Genomic DNA, 23,348 nt, shown 5'->3' on the forward strand with positions numbered 1-23,348 from the left:
TATGAGGTGATAAATGTGATTAATAAAATAGTTTATTCTATAGTAGTTCCTTTATATAATGAAGAGCTTGTTATTGATGAAAGTTATAGAAGATTAAAGGAAGTTATGGATTCCACAAAGGAAAATTATGAAATTATATTTATAAATGATGGAAGTAGGGATTTAACTAAAGAAAAAGCAGATAGCATATGTAAAAAGGATGAAAAAATAAAACTTGTAAATTTTTCTAGAAATTTTGGACATCAAGCTGCTATAACTGCAGGAATGGATGTAGCTATAGGTAAGGCTATTGTGGTAATTGATGCGGATCTTCAAGACCCACCAGAGGTTATTTTTGAGATGATTGAAAAATGGAAAAATGGGTACGAAGTAGTATATGGAAAAAGGGTTAAAAGAGAAGGTGAAGGATTTTTCAAAAAATTTACTGCTAGGATGTTTTATAGACTGTTAAAAAACATAACCAATATAGGTATTCCAGTGGATACAGGAGATTTTAGGCTTATAGATAGAAAGGTATGTGATACTTTAATATCACTTCCAGAAAAAAATAGATACGTAAGAGGATTGGTAAGTTGGGTTGGATATAAGCAAACGGCTGTAGAATTCGTAAGACAAGAAAGATTTGCTGGAGAGACTAAATATCCATTAAGAAAGATGCTAAAATTAGCCTTTGATGGAATAACCTCTTTTTCATATAAACCACTTACAATTGCTAGTTATGCTGGGGGGATAATATTCTCTATAGGTACTATTGTATTTATAACTGAAATCATAAAGGCAGTAATAAACTGTACAGATATATTAAGCTTAGGAATGATATTATCAATTAATTTAATTATGTTTGGATTAGTACTTTTTACCATTGGTATAATGGGTCAATATATTGGAAGAATTTTTGATGAAAGTAAAAATAGACCTATGTATATAATTGATAATACTATAAATTATGAGAAGGTTGATAAAAAATATGAAATTAATGACTAAAGTAAACCAATATATATTCCATGGCAAATTTAAACATATAAGTCGTTTTTCAATAGTAGGCGTTGTAAATACTACCATAGACTTTTTAATGTTTACAGTATTTAATGAGTTAGTTGGAGTAGGATATATAACTAGTCAAATTATAGGTTATAGTTTTGGCATAATCAATAGCTTTATATTTAATAAAAAATGGACTTTTAAGGAACATAAAGTTAGTAAGAAGATATTATATGAACTTATGCAGTTTATAATAATTAACTTAATTTCACTTATCATAACAGTTTTTGCTATGAATTTATTAGCAAAAAATCTTAATATAAATGTGTATTTAGCAAAAGTAATAGTTACAATCATAGCCCAAGCAACAAATTTTGTAGCATATAAATTTATTGTGTTTAAGTAAGTATATGAGAATAAATAAAAGATAACATGTAAATAAACATATAAAAAATAAGAAATACTTAATTTTAGAAATGGATAAAGTGAAAACTAACATATATTTTGAGTGGGGGATATAAATAATGAAAAAGATAAAGTTTACAAAAGAGAATATAGCGTTATCATTAATTTTGATATTATCTTTAATATTAAATTTAGTGAATTTGAATATAGAAGGATACGCAAATCAATATTATGCTGCAGGTGTAAAAAGTATGACTTTAAGTTTAAAGAATTTTTTCTTTGTATCCTTTGATCCAGCTAGCTTTGTAAGTATTGATAAGCCACCTTTAGGTTTTTGGATACAAGCTATATTTGCTAAAATATTTGGTTTTAGTGGATGGAGTATAATATTACCTCAGGCTATTGTTGGGGTAGTATCAGTAGGATTAATATATGTTATTGTTAAAAGAAGCTTTGGAACTGCTGCGGGTCTTATTTCTGCAATATGTCTTGCAGTTACGCCTGTTTTTGTAGCTGTAAGTAGAAATAACACTTGTGATAATTTACTTGTTTTAACATTGCTATTAGCTTGTTTAGTTCTTTCCAAGGCAGCAGAAAAAGGGAAACTAAAATATCTTTTAATAGGTTTAGCAATTGTAGGGATCGGATTTAATATAAAAATGCTTCAAGCATATATGATAATACCAGCTATATATATAACTTATCTTCTTTCTAATGCAGTATCCTTTAAAAAAAGAATAGTTCATCTTATGGCTGGTACAATTATTTTAATTTTGGTTTCATTATCCTGGGCCTTTATTGTAGACTTAGTACCTGAGGGAAACAGGCCTTATGTAGGAAGTAGTACTAATAATTCGGTTATGGAGCTTATAATAGGACATAATGGGCTTGAGAGACTTGGTATTGGTAGTAGTTCAACTCAGGGTGGTGGAGCACCAGGAGGAATGGATGGGAAGAATCAACAAAAAACTGATGGCACTTCCAGTGCAACTAAGAATAAAAGTTCGGATCAAACATCAAAGGAGAATGGTAAAACCAAAGGACAGCCACCATCAATAGATAATGATCAAATGCAAGGGCAACAACCTCCATCAATGAATGGTGCACAGGCTAATGCTCAACAAGATGGAAAGGGTAATCCTCCGAATGGTGATGGAAATGGGCCTGGTGGAATGCCTCCAGGAGGTAATGGAATGCAGAGACCTAATGGAGGAGGAATGGGAGGAACCTTTGGTGGCCAAGAAGTTGCAAGTATTGTTAGACTGTTCTCTAATAATAGTTTATCAGACCAAATTATTTGGTTATTCCCTCTTGCTGTGTTCGGATTTATAGCAGCCGCAATAAAAGAAAAGTTAAATAAAACTTTTGATAATAGAAAAAAGCTATCACTAGTATTATGGAGTATGTGGTTACTACCAGAATTTATATACTTTAGCTTTACAAAAGGGTTATTTCATCCATATTATTTAACCATGCTTGCTCCACCAATTTCAGCTTTGGCAGGGATTGGAGTTGTATCAATGTGGGAGTTATATAATGAAAAAGGATGGAAATCTTGGATTTTACCAGTAGCACTTATCGCAGATGGATTAACTCAGATATTAATATTATCTTATTATTATAATATATCAAATACGGCTAAAATTTTAACTACAATAGTAGCAGTTTTATGTATTGTATCTTCCATTATACTAGCTATTGTTAATTTAAGAAAAAATAAAAAAGATATATTAAAGTTTAAAAATATAAAATTTAAGAAATCACTGGTTACTATTGCTTTAATGGGCCTTTTAATAACTCCTTTAGTTTGTTCTGCTACTACAATTTTTTATCCAGTATCTGGTACCTTCCCATCTGCTGGATTATCATTAATCACTAATAAGCAAAAGGATGGTTTTAATATGGATAATTCTAATAGTGGAAACACAAAGTTGATAGAATTTTTAAAAAGCCATAAAACAAATGAAAAATATCTTCTTGTTACTTCATCTACTAATGGTTATGCTTCAGATATAATTATCAATACTGGAGAATCAGTAATGGCACTTGGAGGTTTCTTTGGAACAGATAAAGTAATTACTTTAGATGAATTTAAAAAATTAGTTAGTAATGGAGAAGTTAGATATGTAATGGTAGGTGGTATGGGAGGAAACTCAAGCAGCGATATTATGAATTGGGTTAAAGAAAATGGTAAAGTTGTTTCAGAAAGTGAATGGAAAAATTCAAATGAGGTAAATAGTGAAAGAGTTAATAAGGACAACAATAATAAAGAAAACTTAAACTCAAATTCAAATACTAAACAATTCGACCCAGAAGGAAAAGGAAATTCTGAGCAGTTATATGATTTAAAAAATTATACTGATACCACAACAAAAAAATAGTTAATTATATATGGGAAAGCTTGGCATATAATGTTTCAACCCCACCACGGAAATGTGGTGGGGGTTATGTATTTAATACTCTATTTTTTAAGTATATAAATGGTAGGCGAATAGGGTATACATTTTGTTAATTATAATTGATAAAAATTTTAGTTTAGAATCAATTAGATTAATATATTAAGTAGATATATAGAAAATAAATTGATAAAATAAATAAAAAGAAATATAATATATGATAATGAATTACATTATCATATAGTGTGTTGTAATATATTAAATGTGAATTATATAAACATTGAAATAAATCATAGTAAGCAGAAAAAGATTTATTGAGGACAAGAAAGGAGCGCATGAAATGAAAAATAAATTTCATATAAATACAAAACAAGGATGTTCATCAATGATTATGCAATATTCATCAATACGTACCCAATTTGCAACGATACGAGATTCTATGAATTTTAATGATGAAAAAGAAGTTATATATGATATAAAGCCCCAATATGGTAAAGGCTGTATAAAATTTTATAAACTTATGGGAAATGTGATGCTTATAATTTATGATACAATATTTAATCATGATATGATAACAGAATTTGACTTATCGGAAGAGTATTTTGAAATAGAATATTGTGTTGATGGTTGCTTAAATATTCATGAAGATAAAGTAGGAAATATGTGTCTTTCTAAAAATGAACTTTCCATATCAATGTCCCGTGAAACTTGCGGAAAGGTGATTAATTGTGCAGGTCAGAAATATCAAGGGATTTCAATTACTACTGAAAAATCAGCTATAGCATCATATTTTGGTAGCTGTGGGATTGAGCTATGGGAGGACACAATAGAGGAATTAGAGAATGAACTTAGAAATCAGTATTATCAAGGAATAAATGTTTCTCCTGAAATTGCAAACATATTTTTGAAAATATTTAATTGTAGTTTACCAGAGAAATCGAAAATTTTATTTTTTGAAAGTAAGGTAATGGAAATATTATCAAAAATAGTATCCTATGAAATTCTAGGGACAAATAAAATAAGTCAATTGCAGTTGGATGAATTTGAAATTAATCAGATAAAAAAGATACCAGAGTTATTAATGAAAAATTTATACGAGCTTCCAACAGTAAATATTCTATCTAAGCAGCTAGCAATAAATAAGAATAAATTAGCAAAGGGATTTAAAGCAATATATGGTGATACTATATTTAGATACCATAGAAAAATATGTCTAGATCGTGCTGCTATATTATTATTAGATACTGATAAATCTATTAATGAAATTGCTCTTGATGTAGGATATTCAAATCCAAGTAACTTTTGTTATGCTTTTAAAAAGGAATTTGGATTAACCCCTTTGCAATATAAAGATGACTCTTTAAAACTTGTAAATTAATTTTTTCGATAATTTTTATTTATTTAAATTGCCACAGGTATAGTACCTGTGGCTTATTTTATTGGAGAAATTTAGTTATCTACTCATATATTTTACAACATATTATCACATCTAAAGATAACAGATATTGTCCTTATTTTTAAAGTTTTTTTCTCAATATAAACAGTGACTACATCAATATAGATAATATGAATTTTTTTGTATTATAGTTCTTAAGAAGAAATAAAATTTTTGTAGGTACTAGAATACATAAGGAGGTAAAAAATGTTAAAAAAGTGTGTAACATTATTTATAGGAGTTATTTTTATCTTAGGGCTAGTAGGTTGCTCTCAATCTACAAAAGGACAGAATGGAAAAGTCAAAACTATAGGTATACAAGGACAAAAACAAAATAGATCTAAAAGTAAAAATAATTATCCTGTCAATATTAAAGTTTATACGGATGAAGGAAAAGAGATAGTACAAACCATAGAAAAAGAGCCTAAGAGAGTGGTGATAATGGGACAATCTATGGCTGAATTAATGATTAAATTTGGATTACAAGATAAAGTTGTTGGGGTAGGATATCTTGATAAATCTTTTTCAAAATATGATGATGAAATATCTAAAATGCCTATTATTGCAAAATCATGGCCTTCTAAAGAAGCAATAATTGCTTTGAAGCCTGATATTATTTATTCTATGTCTTCAGCCTTTAAAGAAGATAGAGTAGGTGACATTTCCTTTTGGAATGATAGAGGTATTCCAGTTCTTCCAGCGGTAAACTTTACAATAGGGCGAAGCATTGATGAATATTTTAAGGATATTAAGAATTTTGGATTAGCTTTTAACATTGAAAATAAGACAAATAAGTATTTAAAAGAACAAAAGGACAGAATGGATAAAGTTAAAGAAGTAGCTAAAAAAGCAAAAACTACCCCAAATGTATTACTTGTGGCAAGTGCCGGACGTGAAAATTATGATTATTATCCGCCATCAGGGTGCATCATTGATGAAGTAATTGAAGATGCAGGTGGAAAATATATAGAATTATCAAAGGATTCATATATGGAGATGTCAATTGAGTCAATTATTGCTGCAAATCCAGAAAAAATAATTATAACTGAGTTCCAAGGTTCTGATAGGGAAAAGATAAAAAATAAAATACTTTCTAATAAAAGACTTCAAAATGTTACTGCAATAAAGACAGGTAATGTGATGGTTGTAGACTACACCAATGCAATACGTGGAAGCCTTGAACTTTCAGATTTGTATGAAGATGTTGCAAAATTCATTCATCCTGAACTATTTGGAGGAAATTAGCTATGTTACAAACAGAAAAAGTAGGAGCAGCAAAATATAATATAGTGAATTATGGATATACTTCTAAAAAACGTTCTCTGTTTACTGCAATAATTATTGGTCTAGTTACTATCCTTATATTATCTATCATAATTTCAGTATCAATGGGGCAAGTATCTATTCCATTCAGCCAATCTTATAGAATATTAATCTATAAATTAACTGGATTACAAACTGGTAATTTAGATCAATTTATGAATGGAATGTTTGAGGAGATTATTTGGCAAATTCGTTTTCCTAGAGTGTTATTGGCTATGATTGCAGGAATTGGGCTTACATTATGTGGTGTAGTTATGCAGGCTTCTGTACAAAATCCTTTAGCTGATCCTTATATATTAGGAATTTCTTCTGGTGCTTCATTAGGAGCAACATTTTCAATTATGATCGGATTTGGTGTTGCAGGTACTTTAAGTGAACTTGGAGTTGCTTTTTGGGCATTTATTGGCGCATTTGGTGCTGGTGCTTTAGTTATGGGGCTTGCCAGTATTGGTGGAAAAATGTCCTCTGTAAAATTAGTACTCGCTGGAACTGTTATTAATGCTTTATGCAATGCAATTTCAAGTTTTATTGTTTATTTTGCTAAGGATGCAGAAGGAATACGTTCTGTAACATTTTGGACTATGGGAAGTCTAACCTCTGCACAGTGGGGAAAGCTTCCTATTATTACTACCATTGTAATGTTAGCTGTGGTGTTATTTTTATCTCAGGCAAGAGTAATGAATACTATGATGATGGGAGAAGAGACGGCAGTTACTTTGGGAATAAATCTTAATTTTTATAGAAAGCTTTATATGGTGATTTCAGTTGCAGTAACAGGTGTTATAGTAGCAACTTGTGGGATTATAGGATTTGTTGGCTTAATTGTTCCTCATATTGTTAGAAGTATTGTTGGCTCGGATAATAAAAAACTTTTACCAACAAGTATTTTATTTAGCGCGATATTTTTAATTTGGGCAGATATTTTTGCTAGGACAATTATTCCAAATGGAGAACTGCCAATCGGTATTATTACATCTTTTCTTGGAGCACCTGTGTTTATGTACATGCTAGTAAAGAGAAGTTATGGATTTGGAGGTAAATAAATTGAATTTAAAAGTAGACAATATATTTGTTACTTTATCGGGCAGAAAAATTGTAAAGGATATTTCCCTGCAGGTTGATAATGGAAAATTTGTTGGAATTATTGGACCAAATGGATGTGGAAAATCAACCTTGTTAAAAAGCATATACAAGGTAATCAAACCTGAAAAAGGATCTGTTTTTTTAGGAGAGAAGGATGTTTTAAAATCAAAGGCTAAGTCAGTTTCAAAACAGATGGGGGTTGTTGGACAGTTTAATGATTTGAGTTTTGATTTTTCTGTTTACGATATGGTTATGATGGGGCGAACACCTCATAAGAATTTAATGGAGCCTGATAATAAAGAGGATTATGAAATTGTGCATAATGCTTTGAAAAAGGTGGATTTAACTACATATTCTGATAGAAGCTACTTAACTCTTTCAGGTGGAGAAAAACAAAGGGTCATATTAGCTAGAGCTATAGCACAGGAGCCAAAGTTTTTAATTCTAGACGAACCAACAAATCACTTAGACATTAAATATCAACTCCAAATTTTTTCTATTGTAAAGTCATTAAAAATAGGAGTATTGGCAGCGTTACATGACTTATCAATGGCAGCTACATACTGTGATATTTTGTATGTAGTAAAGAATGGAGAAATAGTAACCTATGGAAAGCCAAATGAGATTTTGACTAAAGAGCTTATAAAATCAGTATATGAAATTGACTGTGAGATATATACCAATCCTATAACGGGAGAAATGGCTATTGCATATAAAATGCCTAAATATTAAAGAGTACATATTTCAAAAAAAGGAGGTTTTATCATGGAAACCGATATGACAAAAGGAAAACCAATGGGAATCATTGTAAGGTTCTTTATTCCTATGTTTATTGGAAATTTATTTCAACAAATATACAATGTAGTAGATTCCATTGTTGTAGGGCGATTTGTAGGAAATGAAGCCTTTGCAGCTGTAGGTTCCTGTTTTCTCATTATGAGTTTTATGACATCTATTTTAATTGGACTAGCTATGGGAGCATCTGCATTTTTTTCACAACTTTATGGTGCAAAACAATATGATGAAATGAAAAAAGCTATATCTACTTCATTTTTTTTCATAATATCTATAAGCATTCTGTTAAGTCTTATAACGAATGTATTTCTCTATGAAATAATAGAATTATTTCAGATGCCCAAAGATACTGTAACATATTCTGCTGAATATTTAAGGTATATCTTAACAGGGCTTATATTCACAGGACTTTATAATATATGTGCTTATTTGCTACGTTCCGTTGGAGATTCAAAATCTCCACTATATTTTTTGATTGTTTCTTGTATTTTAAATACTATTTTAGATTTAATTTTTGTCTTAGTGTTTAACATGGGAGTTTCAGGTGTAGGATTAGCTACATTTATAGCACAAGGAGTATCCGCATTATGGTGTGCATTCTATACTGTAAAACATATGAAATTCCTTGATTTTAAAAGAAAAGATATTGTATTTAGTAGAAAACTTTTTAAAACGATTTTAAGCTACTCTGTTTTGACAGCAGTGCAGCAATCTCTATCAAGCTTTGGAATGTTAATGATTCAAGGATTAATTAATACATTTGGAACTACCGTGATGGCTGCCTTTGCAGCTTGTTCAAAGATTGATGAGTTTGCTAATCGTCCTTTACAGGATTTAAGTAATGCATTTTCAACTTATGTGGCACAAAATAAGGGAGCAGGAAACATAAAAAGGATTCGCCAAGGGTTTCATGCTATTTTAAAAGTTATTGCCTTAATTTCTTTTATAATATCAATAGTTGTTTTTATTTTCGCACCCAATTTAATATCAATTTTTGTTAAAAAAGAATCCATAGATATTATTCAGGTTGGGGTAGGTTATCTTCGGATTGTATGTATTTTTTACATATTACTTGGTTGTATCGTTATGTTTTATGGATTTTTCCGTGGTATGGGAGAGGTTAATATATCAATTATTTTAACTGTTGTATCTCAGGGAATAAGAGTAGCCTTGGCTTATGGATTAGCTAGAACATCTATGGGATTTACAGGAATATGCTGGTCCATTGTAATTGGATGGTTCTTATCTAATGCTTTAGGTGGATTTATGTATAAAAAAGTAATGGCAAATTAAATATAATTATATAGATAGGAGTGTTATGTGAGCACTCCTACTTTTAGTGAACTTAGTATTGGCAATAACTTAGCTTATTAGTGAAAGTCTGAGATTATCTTAATAGTGAGAATTAGGAACTGACAATAAGGCTTTAGCTTTCAATCATAATTACAGATTAAAGGATTTTCTAAATGCGCTAGGAGTAATACCGTAAATTTTTTTAAATGCTGCTGAAAACTTACTTGCACTTTCATAGCCTAGGGTAGTAGAAATATTATGTATACTCATTTCATCATGGGATAGAAATCTAATTGCTTGTTCCATCTTTTTATATCTAATATATTTATAAATTGTTTTACCATAGGTTGATTTAAAGCATCGTCTAAGTTTAGATTCACTCATTTCAGCTATATTTTTCATTTGTTCAATTGTAGGGGGATTTAATATATTTTTATCTATTTCTGTCTTTAAAAGCCACATAAACTGCTTATTTTGGTAACTTAGATGATTATGGCGAGGTATGTTTAAATATTCCTCGTTATCTAAATTGTGTATGATAATAGCAAAAATTTCATATATTTTCCCTATATAATACATATAGGGAAGATCACAGTTTCTAATAGAATATTTTAATTGTTCAAATATCATAAGTAATTCAGGGGTATTAAAATGATTTGTATTTAATATTATATCTTTAGATAGAATATATGAAGGTTGGGATGAAAAATCTTTTATATATTTTATAATAAAGTCTTCAAATACTAAAGCAAAAGTATACCATACAGGTTCATCCGTATTAATAATTATCTTAATTTGTTTTCCCTTATTAACGAAGAAATGCATACCTTGATACAAACGCTTTGATTTTTTACCATTCTCCACAATAGTAATATTACCACTATATAAAGAGCATATTAAGATATGATTCTCTGGAATATTATAAACATAAGTTACTGATTTCAGTAATGAAAAGTAAGCATCACTAAGAATTAGTCCATCAGCAGGGTTAACCTCTACAAACCAACTGTCTCCATTTTCCTCAGGTAAACGATAAATACTTCCATTTCCATAATCATATTCTTTGCAATTAAGTTGTAAAGCAAATTCTTTAATTATTGTGGTAGTTTTATCTATTTTCATGGATTTAAATCCTTTCTTTACTTAATAGCAATTTATTTTTTATACACATTTATTTGTGCAAATAACAATGTTATCAATACTTCCTATATAGTCTTACTAAAAGTGGTGAATTAAAAATAATATATCATAAATGGTAGCATATATTATCTTTTGGGACAATATAAAAATACTCCAAAACGGTATAATTATATACCTATATGAACATAAAATTTTTAAGTAAATTTTATTATATACATTGGAATAGATGTATTTATTCTATATAAAAGATAATTATAACCTTCACCAAATGAAAATGATTATTATTGACATGTGAAAAAGAGTGTTGATATAATAACTCTAAAATCAGCTATAGCTAATTAATTAAATTTTTATTAATTATATAAATTTAAAAACATTTATAAAAGTAGGAGGAACAAAATGGGTATAAAAAAATTAAAAATAACTTTTATTACTTGTTTAATTCTTATGTTTTCTGCGTTGGTTGTAGGATGCGCTAAAAGTACTAGTACCAATAGTGGTGGAGAGTTAGATAAAGATCGTAAAACTAGAACTATATCTACAGCCATGGGAAAAGTTGAAGTACCTGCAAATCCAAAAAGAATTGTTGTAAATTATTTTCAAGGAGATTTGCTTGCTTTAGGAGTAAAACCTTTAGCAATGTCTCGTATGGAAGGTGATAGCGCTCTTAAAAACGAGCTTAAAGGTGTTAAAATCATAGAGAAATGGGAACCTGAAGAAATAATGGCTTTTAAACCAGATTTAATAATTGTAATAAGTGAAGAGCAGTACAAAAAATTTAATAAGATTGCTCCAACAGTACTTATCCCATTTACAAAAATATCTTCAGAAGAAAGAGTAACCCTTATAGCTGAAGCTGTTGGAAAACAAGAAGAAGCAAAGAAAGTAATTAATAATTTTAAAAACAAAGTGGAAACTAGTAAGAAAAAATTAGAAGCGGCAGGAGTGATGGATAAAACTTTCACTCTTATAGAACAAGATACAAAGCAAATAACAGTGTTTGGGAATAAATGGGGAAGAGGAGGAGAGATACTTTATGATTATCTTGGAGTAAAAGCTCCTAATGTGGTAAAAAAAGAAATAATAAATGGAGAGCAATACAAGAATGTTTCTCTTGAAGCTTTTACAGAGTATTCTGGAGACTATATAATACAAGCGGTTTGGAATTACGGAGGAGATAATTTAAAAGATAACAATGTATGGACAAATTTACCTGCAGTAAAAGAAAATAGAGTTATAAAAACAGATTGGAATTTGTTCTTTTATAAGGATTTATATTCTATGGATAAACAACTTGATTATTTAGTTAATGCAATTCTTAAAACTACCAAAAAGTAAATTTGGAGGAGTGGGAATAGCTGTTGATAAAATATGTTTATCAACAGCCTGTGGAATTTAGATACTTGTATACTATAAGCATATAAGTATCTAAATCTCTATAAATTAAAAGATTTTCTAAAATCACTAGGAGTAATTCCATGGACATTTTTAAAGGCAGCAGCAAATTTGGCTGGATTTTTATAGCCACATAGTTCAGATATGTTACGAATACTTAGATGGTCAGCAGATAAGAGCTGCATAGCTCTTTTCATGGTTTCTATTCTAATATATCTATAAAGAGGAATTCCATAATGGTTTTTAAAAGATTGGCGAAGTTTACTTTCGCTCATTCCAGCTATTCTGCATAGTTCAATTGTATCCGGAAGATTTAAAATATCTTCATCAATCTTATTTTTAACTTTATAAATTTTTTGCTCATTTTCCCAAGTAACATAGTGACGGCGGTTGCTTCTTCTTTTAGGTATATCAGGAAAATTTCTAGTTATTGAAGATAATAAATGCAAAGCCATACCTTCAAAGGCAAGCAAAGGCATGTCTGTATTTCGTACAGCCCATCTAATTTGTTCAAAAATAAGCATTATATCCGGTGTATTGTAATGTTGTGTTTTCCAAAGTTTCGCATCCTCCACACTGATTCTAGGTGCATTGGTACGGTCTTTGAGAAAAGGTTTTATAAAGTCATCAAAAATTAAAATACTGGTAAAACAATAATGTACATCTTTAAAGAAAGTAAAGGTAAATTGTTTTTGGGGATTAATAATTAGATGAGTGATAGGGAATAAAGCTTGCTTCTTTTTTCCTTGCTGCGAATAGACTATTTCTCCGCAGTCAATACAAAAAAGCATCATAAAGGGATTACTAGAATTTATTGTATGTACTATTTGCTCACTTGGAGTAAGCCAAGCACTTGAAACAAATAATCCTTTAGCAGGGTTTACTTCTGCAATCCATCCATTTGACCAATGAGGAGGGAAATCATAAATCTGTCCTTTACCATAAGGTCTTTTAACAAGATTATATTTATCTGCTAAAGCACTCCAAGAAGAATCACTATATTTAACCATAAAACTTTTACACCTCTTTTTTCTTTGATTTAAAGTAAGAAAATTATAGCATTATTTGAGAAGGATTTTCAATTAAAATATAATCCATTTTATTTTAATTGCAATCCATAATGAAGAGAAGCGTTTTCAGTTAGCTCTTATAAGACAACAAACTGCTATCATTTTAATAGGAAATGACTTCGGAAAAGGAGCCTCTTAAGCCATTGACAGCAGAATTTATAAATGCTACGATTTTAAAAGTTAGACTAGTCTTACATTTGTATATAGCGCAGACGTTATCAGATTAATATAAGATATTTATAAGGGAGAGATATAAAATGAAAAAATTATTGTCATTATTTTGTGCAATATTTATGACTACTGTGATTTTTGCTGGTTGCTCTTCATCTAAAAATGAAAAGAAAGAAGAAGCAACTGTTCGTACTATAACTACCGTAAAGGGGGATATTGAAATCCCTGCTAATCCTAAGCGTGTTGTTGCTAATTGGTACGTTGGAGAGGTTATTACTTTAGGGTTAAATTTAGTTGGATATAATGCTTGGGAACAAGAGACTATGCCTTTTTATGATAAACTTAAAGCTACAAAAAAAATAGAAAAATGGGAACCAGAAGAGGTTATGAATTTAAAACCAGATCTTATCATCACATATGATGAGGCAGATTTTGATAAATTCAGTAAAGTAGCTCCAGTTCTTGTTATTCCAGAATCTAAAAATTCCATTGATAGAATAAAGTTCATTGGAGAAGCTACAGGACGTACTACTGAAGCAAAAGAAGCTGTTAACAAATTTGAAAAAAAACTTGATGCTGTGAAAAAAACTCTTAAAAGTGATAAGTTTGTAGGAAAAACTTTTAGCATTATGGAAGATTGGGGTCCTACTGGAGAATTTAGTGGTATATATTATGAAACAGGCTCTAGAGGTGGTACTTTAGTATATGACTATCTTGGACTTAAATATCCAGACAAACTTAAAGAACTTATAGAAAAATCCAAAAAAGGTCGTGGATCTATAAGTTATGAAGTGGCTCATGAGTATTTCGGAGATTATATATTATGGTTCCAACAAGAAGGTAAAGAATCTAAATATTCAAAAACAGATATTTGGAAAAGCATTCCTGCAGTTGCAGCAGGCAGAATTGTAGAAATACCAGGGAAGTATTTAGGTCTTTTCTATTATTCTGATATTACAAGTCTTACTGAACAACTTGACTATATGAGTAATGCAATAAATTCATTAGTTAAATAATTCTAATATAAGAAAGGAAAATAAATATGCAAAAGACCTATAATAAAAAGCGACAATTAGGAGCTTTGAATTTTACAATCTATATGATTGTAGGAGTGGTTTTGCTAGTAATTATATCAGCGGCGTCAATTTCTTTTGGTGCTGCTGATATGAATTTGACTACAGCTTGGGGAGCCATTTTTAATTTTGACGCTTCTTTAACTGAACATCAGATTATTCAAACTCTAAGGCTTCCTCGTATAGCAGCTAATATAATTGTTGGGTCAAGCCTTGCGATATGTGGTGCTATAATGCAGGGAACTACAAGAAATCCTCTTGCTGATTCTGGACTTATGGGTATAAGTAGCGGTGCTACTTTTGCTATGGCTTTTTGTATGGCATTTTTACCTGGTGGAAGTTACGGACAGATGATGCTTTTTGCCTGCATTGGTGCAGCTGTTACTACAGGTATGACTTATTTTATTGCATCTATTGGTAGAGGAAGCATGAAACCACAGAGACTTGTTTTAGCAGGTATTTCTATATCAATGCTATTTGGTGCTTTTAGCCAATATCTTTCTATTAAATATAGACTCGGACATGCATTAGCTTATTGGACTGCTGGAGGAACGGCAGGTGCTAAATGGAGTGAACTTGCTATAGTTTTCCCATTCTTCATTGTAGGTATTATTGTAGCTCTTGTTATATCCCCTTCAATTACGGTTTTAAATCTTGGAGATGATGCAGCTATAGGACTTGGACTTAATACTAAGAAGGTTAAAGGGATATCTACTGTAGTAGTTTTAATACTTACAGGGCTTTCTGTAATTGTTGTTGGACCTGTTGGATTTGTAGGATTAATAGTACCTCATATTGTCCGCTACCTTATAGGGGTAGATTATAGATACATTATTCCAGCTTCAGGATTATATGGAGCCTTGATTACTGTAGCAGCAGATTTAATTGGAAGGCTTATTAATAAGCCCTATGAAACTCCAATTGGAATTATTTTTGCTTTAATAGGTGTTCCGTATTTTCTTTATCTTACAAGGATACAAAGGAGGGAATTTGAATGAAGAAAAAGGGCTATTCAGTTTCACGTGGTCTAACTATTATTTTGCTACTTACCATTATTCTATTAGTTGTGGCAGTAATAAGTGTGAACTCAGGTAGAATGAATCTCTCTCCTTCGGAGGTTTTTAATGTTCTTATTGGAAGAGGTACAGATAAACAAAATCTTATAGTATATAATTTTCGTCTTCCTCGTATTGTATTGACCATGCTTGTAGGCATTGGTATGGGAACAGCTGGCTGTGTAATGCAGAGTTTACTTCGTAATGACATGGCTAGTCCTGGAACTTTGGGAATAAGTTCTGGATCAGGGTTATTTGTATTGTTGTTTATAGTTATTTTTAAGGTAGACAGTGTATCTTCAGCTATTGCGCTCCCACTTCTGGCCTTTGTAGGTGGAATGACAGCAGCTGTATTGATATTTTTACTTTCCTATAGAAGAGGAAAAAGTATATCACCTACAGGATTAATTTTGACAGGGGTAGCCGTTGGAAGTGGATATAGTGCTGTTACTATGATGCTTACTTTAAAGCTAGATGAAAAACAGATGGATTTTGTTCAAAGATGGAGTGCAGGAAGTCTTTGGGGAGACAATTGGACATATATTTCTATTCTTGCACCTTGGGTGTTGATTCTATTTTTATATGTATTTTATAAATCTCGTATTTTAAATACCTTAAATCTTGGGAATCAAACTGCAACAGGATTAGGAGTAGCAGTAAAGCGTCAATTTATAGGGTTAACTGTAGCAGCTGTTGCTCTATCATCAGGTAGTGTAGCTTTAGGTGGAAACTTCTTTTTTGTAGGAATGATTTCTCCACATATGGCAAGAAAGTTTGTAGGGTCAAATCATAAACTATTAATTCCTACAGCATCTTTAGTAGGCTCAATAATTATTCTATTATCAGACACTATTACTAGAACCATAAGTTTTGGAAGTGATATTCCTACAGGAATTGTTATCACTGTATTAAGTACACCCTACTTCTTATACCTATTAGTAAAGTCAAATTAAGGAGGTTTGTATGAAAAGTATTGAAACTAAAAATTTAGATATAGCTTATGAGGATACTGTCATTGTAAAAGAATTAAATATGCAGATACCCAAGGGAAAGATAACTTCTATTATAGGAGCAAATGGCTGTGGTAAATCAACTATCTTGAAAGCTGTTGGACGTATATTAAAGCCTAAGACGGGTGTAGTACATTTAAGTGGACAAGATATAAGTAAATTGTCTACAAAAGAAATAGCTAAAAAGATGGCTATACTTCCTCAAAATCCTACTGCACCAAGTGGACTCACTGTAAGTGAGTTAGTTGCATATGGACGGTTCCCTCATCAAAAAGGTTTTGGAAATCTTACAAAGGAAGATAAAAGAATTGTTAAGTGGGCTTTAGATGCAACTAAGCTAAGTGAATTTGAGAGAAGAGAAGTTGATACTTTATCAGGAGGGCAAAGACAGAGAGTTTGGATTGCTATGGCTTTAGCACAGCAAACTGATTTGATTTTATTAGATGAACCTACTACTTATCTTGATCTTGCTCACCAATTAGAGGTTTTAAAGCTTTTATATGAGCTTAACCGTAATCAAAAGTGTACTATTGTTATGGTACTTCATGATTTAAATCTTGCTGCAAGATTCTCTGACTATATTATTGCTATTAAAAAAGGAGCTATCATAAAATATGGAACTCCTGAGGAAGTTATGACTCCAGAGGCTCTCAGGAAAACCTTCAATATTAATGCTGATATTGTTATTGAGCCTAAGAGTAATCGTCCAGTATGTATTACTTATGATATTATAGATGAAAATGAGGATGTGCAATTGAAGGAAAGGGAGGCAGTAGGTATATGAGAACCACCTTACGTATTTTTATAGGAGCCAGAAGATATTGGATTTATTTAATATTAGCATTAATAGCTGTTATTATTTCTACTATAGCAGGATTTTATAATCCCTGGGCCTTAAGAGAGCTTACAAGTATAGCAACTGAAGGAAGTGCTAATTTTGGACAGCAATCTTTACGAATTGGATTAATGCTATTAGTTGCAACGATACTTCAATCAGCTGGAAGTGCTATTTCAGGATATTTAAACCATCATGCAGCTTTGCATTATGTTGCAGATATGAGAACAGAACTTTACTCTAAGCTTCAACATATGGGGCTTAAGTATTTTAATAAAAGTCGTACAGGAGATTTAACTAGCAGAGTTATTAATGATGTTATGGAGGTAGAGATTCTTTTGGCTCACGTAATTCCTGATTTTGTTGTTAATATATTGACTTTCGTAGGTGTAGGGATATTATTATTTTCTATTAATGTAAAGTTAGCTTTTATAAGTCTTGTTACTATTCCTTTTATTATTATGCTTACTCTTTGGCAAAGTAAGCATCTTTCCCCCATATGGAAGCAGAATTCTATGATTAGAGGAGAACTTTCTGGTACTGTTCAAGATAATTTCTCTGGAATTAAAGAAATACAGATATTCAATCAACAGGAAAGAGAAGAGAAAAAGATTAAGAACCTTTCTATAAAACATAGTAAGGCATATTTAAAGGCAAGCTTCTTTTTTGAAACCACTTTTCCCCTTCTTGCATTTTTCACGGCTCTAGGTTCTGTTATAGTTATAATATTTGGTGGATTTATGGTTTCAAGAGGAGAAATTAATATTGGAGATATTGTAGGATTTTCTATGTACCTTGGTATGTTTTATGGACCTATAAAGAGTTTTTCAAGGCTTATGGAAATGGCAGGTAATGCAGTTGCAGGATGCAAGCGTGTCTTTGAGGTTATGGATGAAGTTACAGATGTCAAAGAGAAAGTTAATGCAAATAAATTACCTAGGGTTAAAGGAGAAGTTGAGTTTAAGGGAATTTCTTTCTCCTACAATGATGAGATAAAGATTTTAAAAAATATAAATTTAAAAGTAAATGCAGGAGAAACTGTAGCTTTTGTTGGAGCAACTGGAGTTGGCAAAACCACAATAGCTAGTCTTTTAAATCGCTTTTATGATCCACAGAATGGAAGCATTTTAATGGATGGAATAGATATTAAAGATGTAACCTTAAAAAGTCTTAGGGATAATATAAGCATGGTTTTGCAGGACACCTTTTTATTTAACGGAACAATTTATGAAAATATTGTTTATGGCTGGAAAGAAGCTACTAAGGATCAGGTTGTTGCAGCCTCAAAAGCAGCCAATGCTCATAATTTCATTGAGAATTTAGAAGATGGTTATGATACCATAATAGGTGAGCGTGGAGTACGTCTTTCTGGAGGACAAAAACAGAGAATTTCCATAGCTAGAGCAATTCTTAGAAATTCACCCATCCTAATTTTAGATGAAGCCACATCAGCTCTGGATACAAAGACAGAGAAAGAAATTCAAGCTGCATTAGATGAAATTTCAAAGGATCGAACAACTATAGTAATTGCTCATAGATTATCAACTATTTATAATGCAGATAAAATTGTAGTTCTAGAAGGAGCAGGCATTAAAGAAATGGGAACCCATGATGAGCTAATTCGTTCTGGAGGAACTTATGCTATGCTCTATAAAAGTCAGGTATCTTAAAGGTAAAAAATTAACGACTTAAAATCTAAAAGCAATTTTGAGTCGTTAATTTTTTTATTTATTCTCATGTTCGGAAAGAAATTTTTGCATAGCATAAACAGAATCGGAACTAATAACATGTTCTATAGCACATGCGTCTTCATCTGCAATAGAACTATCTATATTTAGAGTTTTTATAAGGAAATCTTTAATAATGTGATGCTTTTTATATGTAAATCTAGCTATTTTTAAGCCTAAAGGAGTTAAAAATATTTTCTTATACTTTTCATTAGTTATAAGTCCCTTTTCAGCTAAAGTTACCATAGCACTATTAGTACTGGCTTTAGTCACTCCAAGCTTTTCTGCTATACGAGTCATTTTAACTCCGTTACTTTCTTCTGATAACTCATAGATAGCTTCTAAATAATTTTCCATTACAAAAGTAAGTTTTTCCATACAAATCTCCTGTGATTTTTAAAGTTGAGTTTATTCATTCTATATTAATAAAAAGTCTTTTAATAATAATAACATATTTTAAATGGAGTTCCAAGAATATAGATATATTATTAAATTTATGCATTTTATAATACAAAATGCATAATTTTCTTTAAAATGAAGTAATTTTTTTATTTAAATTTTGTATTTGATTATTAATAGTGTAAAAAATATGTTATAATGTCATATATCATATAAAAAGCTCGTATATCATCGGTAATATGGTCCGAAAGTTTCTACCTGCTAACCATAAATTAGCAGACTACGGGGTATTGTGTATTTAGTAAATAGATATAGTTTATGTCTATTTGTTATGAACTCAACACCTCAATTTGATTGAGGTGTTTTTTGTTTTACAAAATTATCTCCTATATAGGTGGATTCTTATTTATGTACCTTAAGATGCTGTATGATAAATAAATATTTAGAGCATTAATAAAGTTAGGGAGGAGAGTAGTAAAATGAAAAAAAATGAGACGGATATTCAGTTAATGTATGGGGTTAATGATAAGCCAAAAATATTAATGCAAATTTTATTAGGATTGCAGCATATTTTTGCGGCTTTCGGTGGAATAATTGTTGTTCCAATTGTTATTTCAGCAGCCTTAGGCTTTGATGCTAAAACTTCAACAGCATTAATTAGTAGTGCAATTTTAGCGGCAGGAGTGGCTACTTTCATTCAGTCAAGAGGAATAGGTCCTATTGGAGCACGTGTTGCCTGTATTATGGGAACTGATTTTACATTTGTTGCACCGGCAATTGCTGTTGGTGGAAAGTTTGGATTATCAGGAATTTTTGGTGCAACAATTTTAGGTGCTGGTATAGTAATTATTTTAAGTTTTTTTGTTAAGCCACTAATGAAACTATTTCCACCTATTGTAACAGGAACAGTTGTGAGTTTAATTGGGTTAACATTATTACCAGTTTCAATAGATTGGGCAGCAGGTGGTGTTGGATCAGCTAATTATGGAAGTTTAAAAAATATTTCTATTGCTTTATTTATAATGATAGTTACATTATTACTAAATCATTATGGAAAGGGATTAGTAAGTAGTGCTTCAATCTTAATAGGTATGGTTGTTGGATATATAATTTGTATTCCATTAGGAATGGTTGATTTTTCATCAGTAAGCCAAGCTAGTTGGGTATCATTACCTAAAATTTTTGGCTATGGTATAACTTTTAACTTACAGGTTTTATTACCTTTTATTCCTGCATATTTTGTTACTATCATTGGAACTGTTGGATGTCTTAAAGCCATTACAGAAGTTTCTGGAATTAAAGCAGATGAAAAACCTATTACAGCAGGAGTTCTATCTGATGGTGTAGGAAGTATGTTAGCAGGGGTTTTTGGTGCCTTACCCAATACATCATTTAGTCAAAATATTGGATTAATTCCTCTAACAAAAGTAGCTAGTCGTTATGTAACAATGATGGCTGGAATATTATTAGTTATTTTGGGATTGTTCCCTAAATTTGCTGCACTAATCAATATAATGCCACAGCCGGTACTTGGGGGTGTAGGAGTTGTTATGTTTGGAACAGTTGCTGCAGCAGGAATTCAAACTTTAAGTAGTGTAAAGTTAAACAATAGAAATATGTTAATAATTGCTACATCTATTGGATTAGGATTAGGGGTTACCTTCCGTCCAGAATTTATTGCTCAATTACCAGAATCCTTAAAAATGATTTTTTCATCAGGAATTTCAACTGGAACAATTGTAGCTTTATTATTAAATGTAATATTAAAAGAAAAAGAATAAGGAATTTTACGGGGTGATATAAGTGGAAAAATTACAAAATCGTATTTTACAAGAGGGTCATGCATTATCTGAAACTGTATTAAAGGTGGATTCTTTTTTAAATCATCAAGTAGATCCAGATTTAATGTATGAAATAGGAACTTATTTTAAAAATTATTTTAAAGAACATAAAATCACAAAGGTATTTACAATTGAAAGTTCAGGAATTGCTCCAGCTGTTATGACTGCAATGCAAATGAATTTGCCAATGGTAATATTAAAAAAACAAGCATCAAAAATTTTAAATGGAGATGTTTATCAAACTACTGTACACTCATTTACAAAGGGATTGGATTATGAACTAACATTATCCAAAAAGTATATTACAAAAGAAGATAATATATTAATTATAGATGATTTTTTAGCAAACGGAGAAGCTGCATTAGGGGCTGCACGCTTAGTACAAGAGGCAGGAGCTAAAGTCGCAGGAATGGGAATTGTTATTGAAAAATCATTCCAACCAGGACGAAAAATGTTAGAAGACAAAGGATATGATGTATACTCACTAGCACGTATAGCTAAATTAGAAAAAGGCTTAATTGAATTTGTAAAATAAACTATATTTATTATTAAATTTTATAAATAGTGCTTAGTAGTAACTATATAAGATAATATTTCAAAATAGATTTAATTTTAATATAACAAAGATAAAAAATATATGTAGCAAATTGTTCTACTATACGTATTTTTTATCCTAGTAGTGTTAAAATTAAATCTATTTTATTTTAGACAATAGTTAATCATATAATCTTATTTACAAATGTAGTTAGATTGTTTATTGTATATTTTAAATAAAATAATTTTTATATATAAATAAATATGGAAAGTGTTCTATTTATATTTTTTAAAATTAAAATTTATAACAAAATGGTTTTAATCAAAAGGATATTAATAAGAAAAAAATAATATGAATTTTATATTTAAATATTGAAAAAATTTACATAAATATAATGAAAACATATATTAATATTGGTATAATTAATATGATTTTATCCGATGACTACCTGCTCTAATACTTCCATCGCACTCTGTGAAAGCGATTCGCACCAAATCGAAGATTTGGACTCTCTGCTTTTCTTCAAAGTGGGAGTAAAGAGCGGATACGTCCCTGGATAACGATTCCCACTAAAGGATAATGGCTTCTAAGGAGTAAAACTCCTAAGAATTCTGTTAATAAGCTTCAGAGGGAGTAAAAACTCTCTCTGAAGCCAAGAACTCTGTTTATAATGAATAAGGAGAAAATAATATGAATTATAAAATATATATTATAGAAGATGATTTATCAATAAGCTTGTTATTAAAAGACTATATTACTAAATATGGATTTCATGTAAAGGTAGCAGAAAACTTTGAAAATATAATGGAAGACTTTAATGAATTCAATCCTGATGTAGTATTATTAGATGTGAATTTGCCCAAATATGATGGATTTTATTGGTGTAGAAAGATAAGACAGAAATCAAAAATCCCTATAATTTTTATATCAGCTAGAGATAGTGGAATGGATCAGGTAATGGCACTTGAAAACGGAGCTGATGATTATATAATTAAACCTTTTTATTGTGATGTTATTATGGCTAAGATAAAAAGTCATATAAGAAGAGCCTTTGGAGAGTATGCACCAAAGATTGATGAAAAAATAGTAGAACTTCAAGGATTGAAATTTTATAAAGAGAGGTCTGAAATAGAATTTAAAGATGAAAGCGTAATTATAACTAAAAAAGAAGGAATATTATTAGAATATCTTATGAAAAAATATCCTAAGGTTGTAAATAGAGATTTCCTCTTAGAGAAAATATGGGATGATATTGAGTTTGTAGAAGAGAATACATTGAATGTTAATGTAAGTAGAATTAGAAAAAGACTTCATAAGTTAGGAATAGAAGATGGAATAGAAACCGTAAGAGGGGTAGGATATAGATTGAATAAAACTTGGTAGGGA

Annotated in this window: 20 protein-coding genes and 1 riboswitch; of the genes, 17 read left to right on the forward strand and 3 right to left on the reverse strand. The window is 30.4% G+C overall.

The window, feature by feature from the left end:
* Window positions 1–15 precede the first annotated feature (15 nt).
* From ACYUEW_RS04505 to ACYUEW_RS04540, 8 genes are all read left to right on the forward strand, one after another.
* Window positions 16–984: a glycosyltransferase family 2 protein gene (locus tag ACYUEW_RS04505; protein ID WP_460276299.1), complete on the forward strand. Its 969-nt coding sequence runs from the start codon at window positions 16–18 to the stop codon at window positions 982–984.
* Entirely contained in the window at window positions 968–1,387 is a 420-nt protein-coding gene (locus ACYUEW_RS04510) for a GtrA family protein (RefSeq protein ID WP_043031042.1), read from the forward strand. The genes ACYUEW_RS04505 and ACYUEW_RS04510 overlap by 17 nt, the downstream gene beginning before the upstream one ends.
* Before the next feature lie 118 nt (window positions 1,388–1,505).
* Window positions 1,506–3,767, forward strand: a complete 2,262-nt coding sequence (locus ACYUEW_RS04515) for a glycosyltransferase family 39 protein (protein ID WP_460276300.1) — start codon at window positions 1,506–1,508, stop codon at window positions 3,765–3,767.
* A 355-nt stretch (window positions 3,768–4,122) separates the two neighbouring features.
* Window positions 4,123–5,160: a helix-turn-helix domain-containing protein gene (locus tag ACYUEW_RS04520; RefSeq protein WP_003487576.1), complete on the forward strand. Its 1,038-nt coding sequence runs from the start codon at window positions 4,123–4,125 to the stop codon at window positions 5,158–5,160.
* 264 nt (window positions 5,161–5,424) lie between these two features.
* Complete coding sequence (locus ACYUEW_RS04525; protein WP_460276301.1) at window positions 5,425–6,462, forward strand: ABC transporter substrate-binding protein; 1,038 nt, start codon at window positions 5,425–5,427, stop codon at window positions 6,460–6,462.
* 2 nt (window positions 6,463–6,464) lie between these two features.
* Complete coding sequence (locus ACYUEW_RS04530) at window positions 6,465–7,583, forward strand: FecCD family ABC transporter permease (protein WP_003487572.1); 1,119 nt, start codon at window positions 6,465–6,467, stop codon at window positions 7,581–7,583.
* Window position 7,584: 1 nt separating this feature from the next.
* The gene (locus ACYUEW_RS04535) at window positions 7,585–8,355 is read left to right on the forward strand and encodes an ABC transporter ATP-binding protein (protein ID WP_042385825.1); all 771 of its coding nucleotides are present in this window, start codon (window positions 7,585–7,587) and stop codon (window positions 8,353–8,355) included.
* Window positions 8,356–8,388: 33 nt separating this feature from the next.
* Window positions 8,389–9,711, forward strand: a complete 1,323-nt coding sequence (locus tag ACYUEW_RS04540; RefSeq protein ID WP_003487566.1) for an MATE family efflux transporter — start codon at window positions 8,389–8,391, stop codon at window positions 9,709–9,711.
* Window positions 9,712–9,861: 150 nt separating this feature from the next.
* On the opposite strand, the gene ACYUEW_RS04545 is transcribed toward ACYUEW_RS04540, so the two are convergent.
* Window positions 9,862–10,833, reverse strand: a complete 972-nt coding sequence (locus tag ACYUEW_RS04545; protein ID WP_159034341.1) for a helix-turn-helix transcriptional regulator — start codon at window positions 10,831–10,833, stop codon at window positions 9,862–9,864.
* Between the two features lie 417 nt (window positions 10,834–11,250).
* Between ACYUEW_RS04545 and ACYUEW_RS04550 the strand changes: the two genes are divergently transcribed.
* Window positions 11,251–12,189: an ABC transporter substrate-binding protein gene (locus ACYUEW_RS04550; protein ID WP_159034342.1), complete on the forward strand. Its 939-nt coding sequence runs from the start codon at window positions 11,251–11,253 to the stop codon at window positions 12,187–12,189.
* Between the two features lie 98 nt (window positions 12,190–12,287).
* Here ACYUEW_RS04550 and ACYUEW_RS04555 read toward each other — a convergent pair whose 3' ends face one another.
* Window positions 12,288–13,256 (reverse strand): helix-turn-helix domain-containing protein, encoded by a 969-nt coding sequence (locus ACYUEW_RS04555; protein ID WP_460276302.1) that lies wholly within the window; start codon window positions 13,254–13,256, stop codon window positions 12,288–12,290.
* Window positions 13,257–13,573: 317 nt separating this feature from the next.
* On the opposite strand from ACYUEW_RS04555, the gene ACYUEW_RS04560 reads away from it, so the two are divergent.
* The 5 genes from ACYUEW_RS04560 to ACYUEW_RS04580 are packed head-to-tail and all read left to right on the forward strand — an operon-like array spanning window position 13,574 to window position 19,130.
* Window positions 13,574–14,503 (forward strand): ABC transporter substrate-binding protein, encoded by a 930-nt coding sequence (locus ACYUEW_RS04560; protein ID WP_096044849.1) that lies wholly within the window; start codon window positions 13,574–13,576, stop codon window positions 14,501–14,503.
* Window positions 14,504–14,529: 26 nt separating this feature from the next.
* Window positions 14,530–15,558, forward strand: coding sequence for a FecCD family ABC transporter permease (locus ACYUEW_RS04565; RefSeq protein ID WP_460276303.1), 1,029 nt, complete (start codon window positions 14,530–14,532; stop codon window positions 15,556–15,558).
* Window positions 15,555–16,568 carry a FecCD family ABC transporter permease gene (locus tag ACYUEW_RS04570; RefSeq protein ID WP_460276304.1) on the forward strand — a complete coding sequence of 338 codons (1,014 nt, stop codon included), beginning with the start codon at window positions 15,555–15,557 and terminating at the stop codon, window positions 16,566–16,568. The genes ACYUEW_RS04565 and ACYUEW_RS04570 overlap by 4 nt, the downstream gene beginning before the upstream one ends.
* A 10-nt stretch (window positions 16,569–16,578) precedes the next feature.
* Entirely contained in the window at window positions 16,579–17,409 is an 831-nt protein-coding gene (locus ACYUEW_RS04575) for an ABC transporter ATP-binding protein (RefSeq protein WP_043031063.1), read from the forward strand.
* Complete coding sequence (locus ACYUEW_RS04580; protein ID WP_265203734.1) at window positions 17,406–19,130, forward strand: ABC transporter ATP-binding protein; 1,725 nt, start codon at window positions 17,406–17,408, stop codon at window positions 19,128–19,130. Before ACYUEW_RS04575 ends, ACYUEW_RS04580 begins: the two co-directional genes overlap by 4 nt.
* A 54-nt stretch (window positions 19,131–19,184) precedes the next feature.
* Here the strand turns inward: ACYUEW_RS04580 and ACYUEW_RS04585 are convergent, their stop codons facing one another.
* Window positions 19,185–19,565: a metal-dependent transcriptional regulator gene (locus tag ACYUEW_RS04585; protein WP_003362768.1), complete on the reverse strand. Its 381-nt coding sequence runs from the start codon at window positions 19,563–19,565 to the stop codon at window positions 19,185–19,187.
* 222 nt (window positions 19,566–19,787) lie between these two features.
* A riboswitch (purine riboswitch) is annotated at window positions 19,788–19,889 on the forward strand.
* A 176-nt stretch (window positions 19,890–20,065) separates the two neighbouring features.
* On the opposite strand from ACYUEW_RS04585, the gene ACYUEW_RS04590 reads away from it, so the two are divergent.
* From ACYUEW_RS04590 to ACYUEW_RS04600, 3 genes are all read left to right on the forward strand, one after another.
* Window positions 20,066–21,367: a nucleobase:cation symporter-2 family protein gene (locus ACYUEW_RS04590; RefSeq protein ID WP_460276306.1), complete on the forward strand. Its 1,302-nt coding sequence runs from the start codon at window positions 20,066–20,068 to the stop codon at window positions 21,365–21,367.
* Between the two features lie 22 nt (window positions 21,368–21,389).
* Complete coding sequence (locus ACYUEW_RS04595) at window positions 21,390–21,962, forward strand: xanthine phosphoribosyltransferase (protein WP_043031069.1); 573 nt, start codon at window positions 21,390–21,392, stop codon at window positions 21,960–21,962.
* 690 nt (window positions 21,963–22,652) lie between these two features.
* Complete coding sequence (locus ACYUEW_RS04600) at window positions 22,653–23,345, forward strand: response regulator transcription factor (protein WP_043031071.1); 693 nt, start codon at window positions 22,653–22,655, stop codon at window positions 23,343–23,345.
* Window positions 23,346–23,348: the final 3 nt, after the last annotated feature.

Source organism: Clostridium sp. CTA-1, assembly GCF_054768215.1.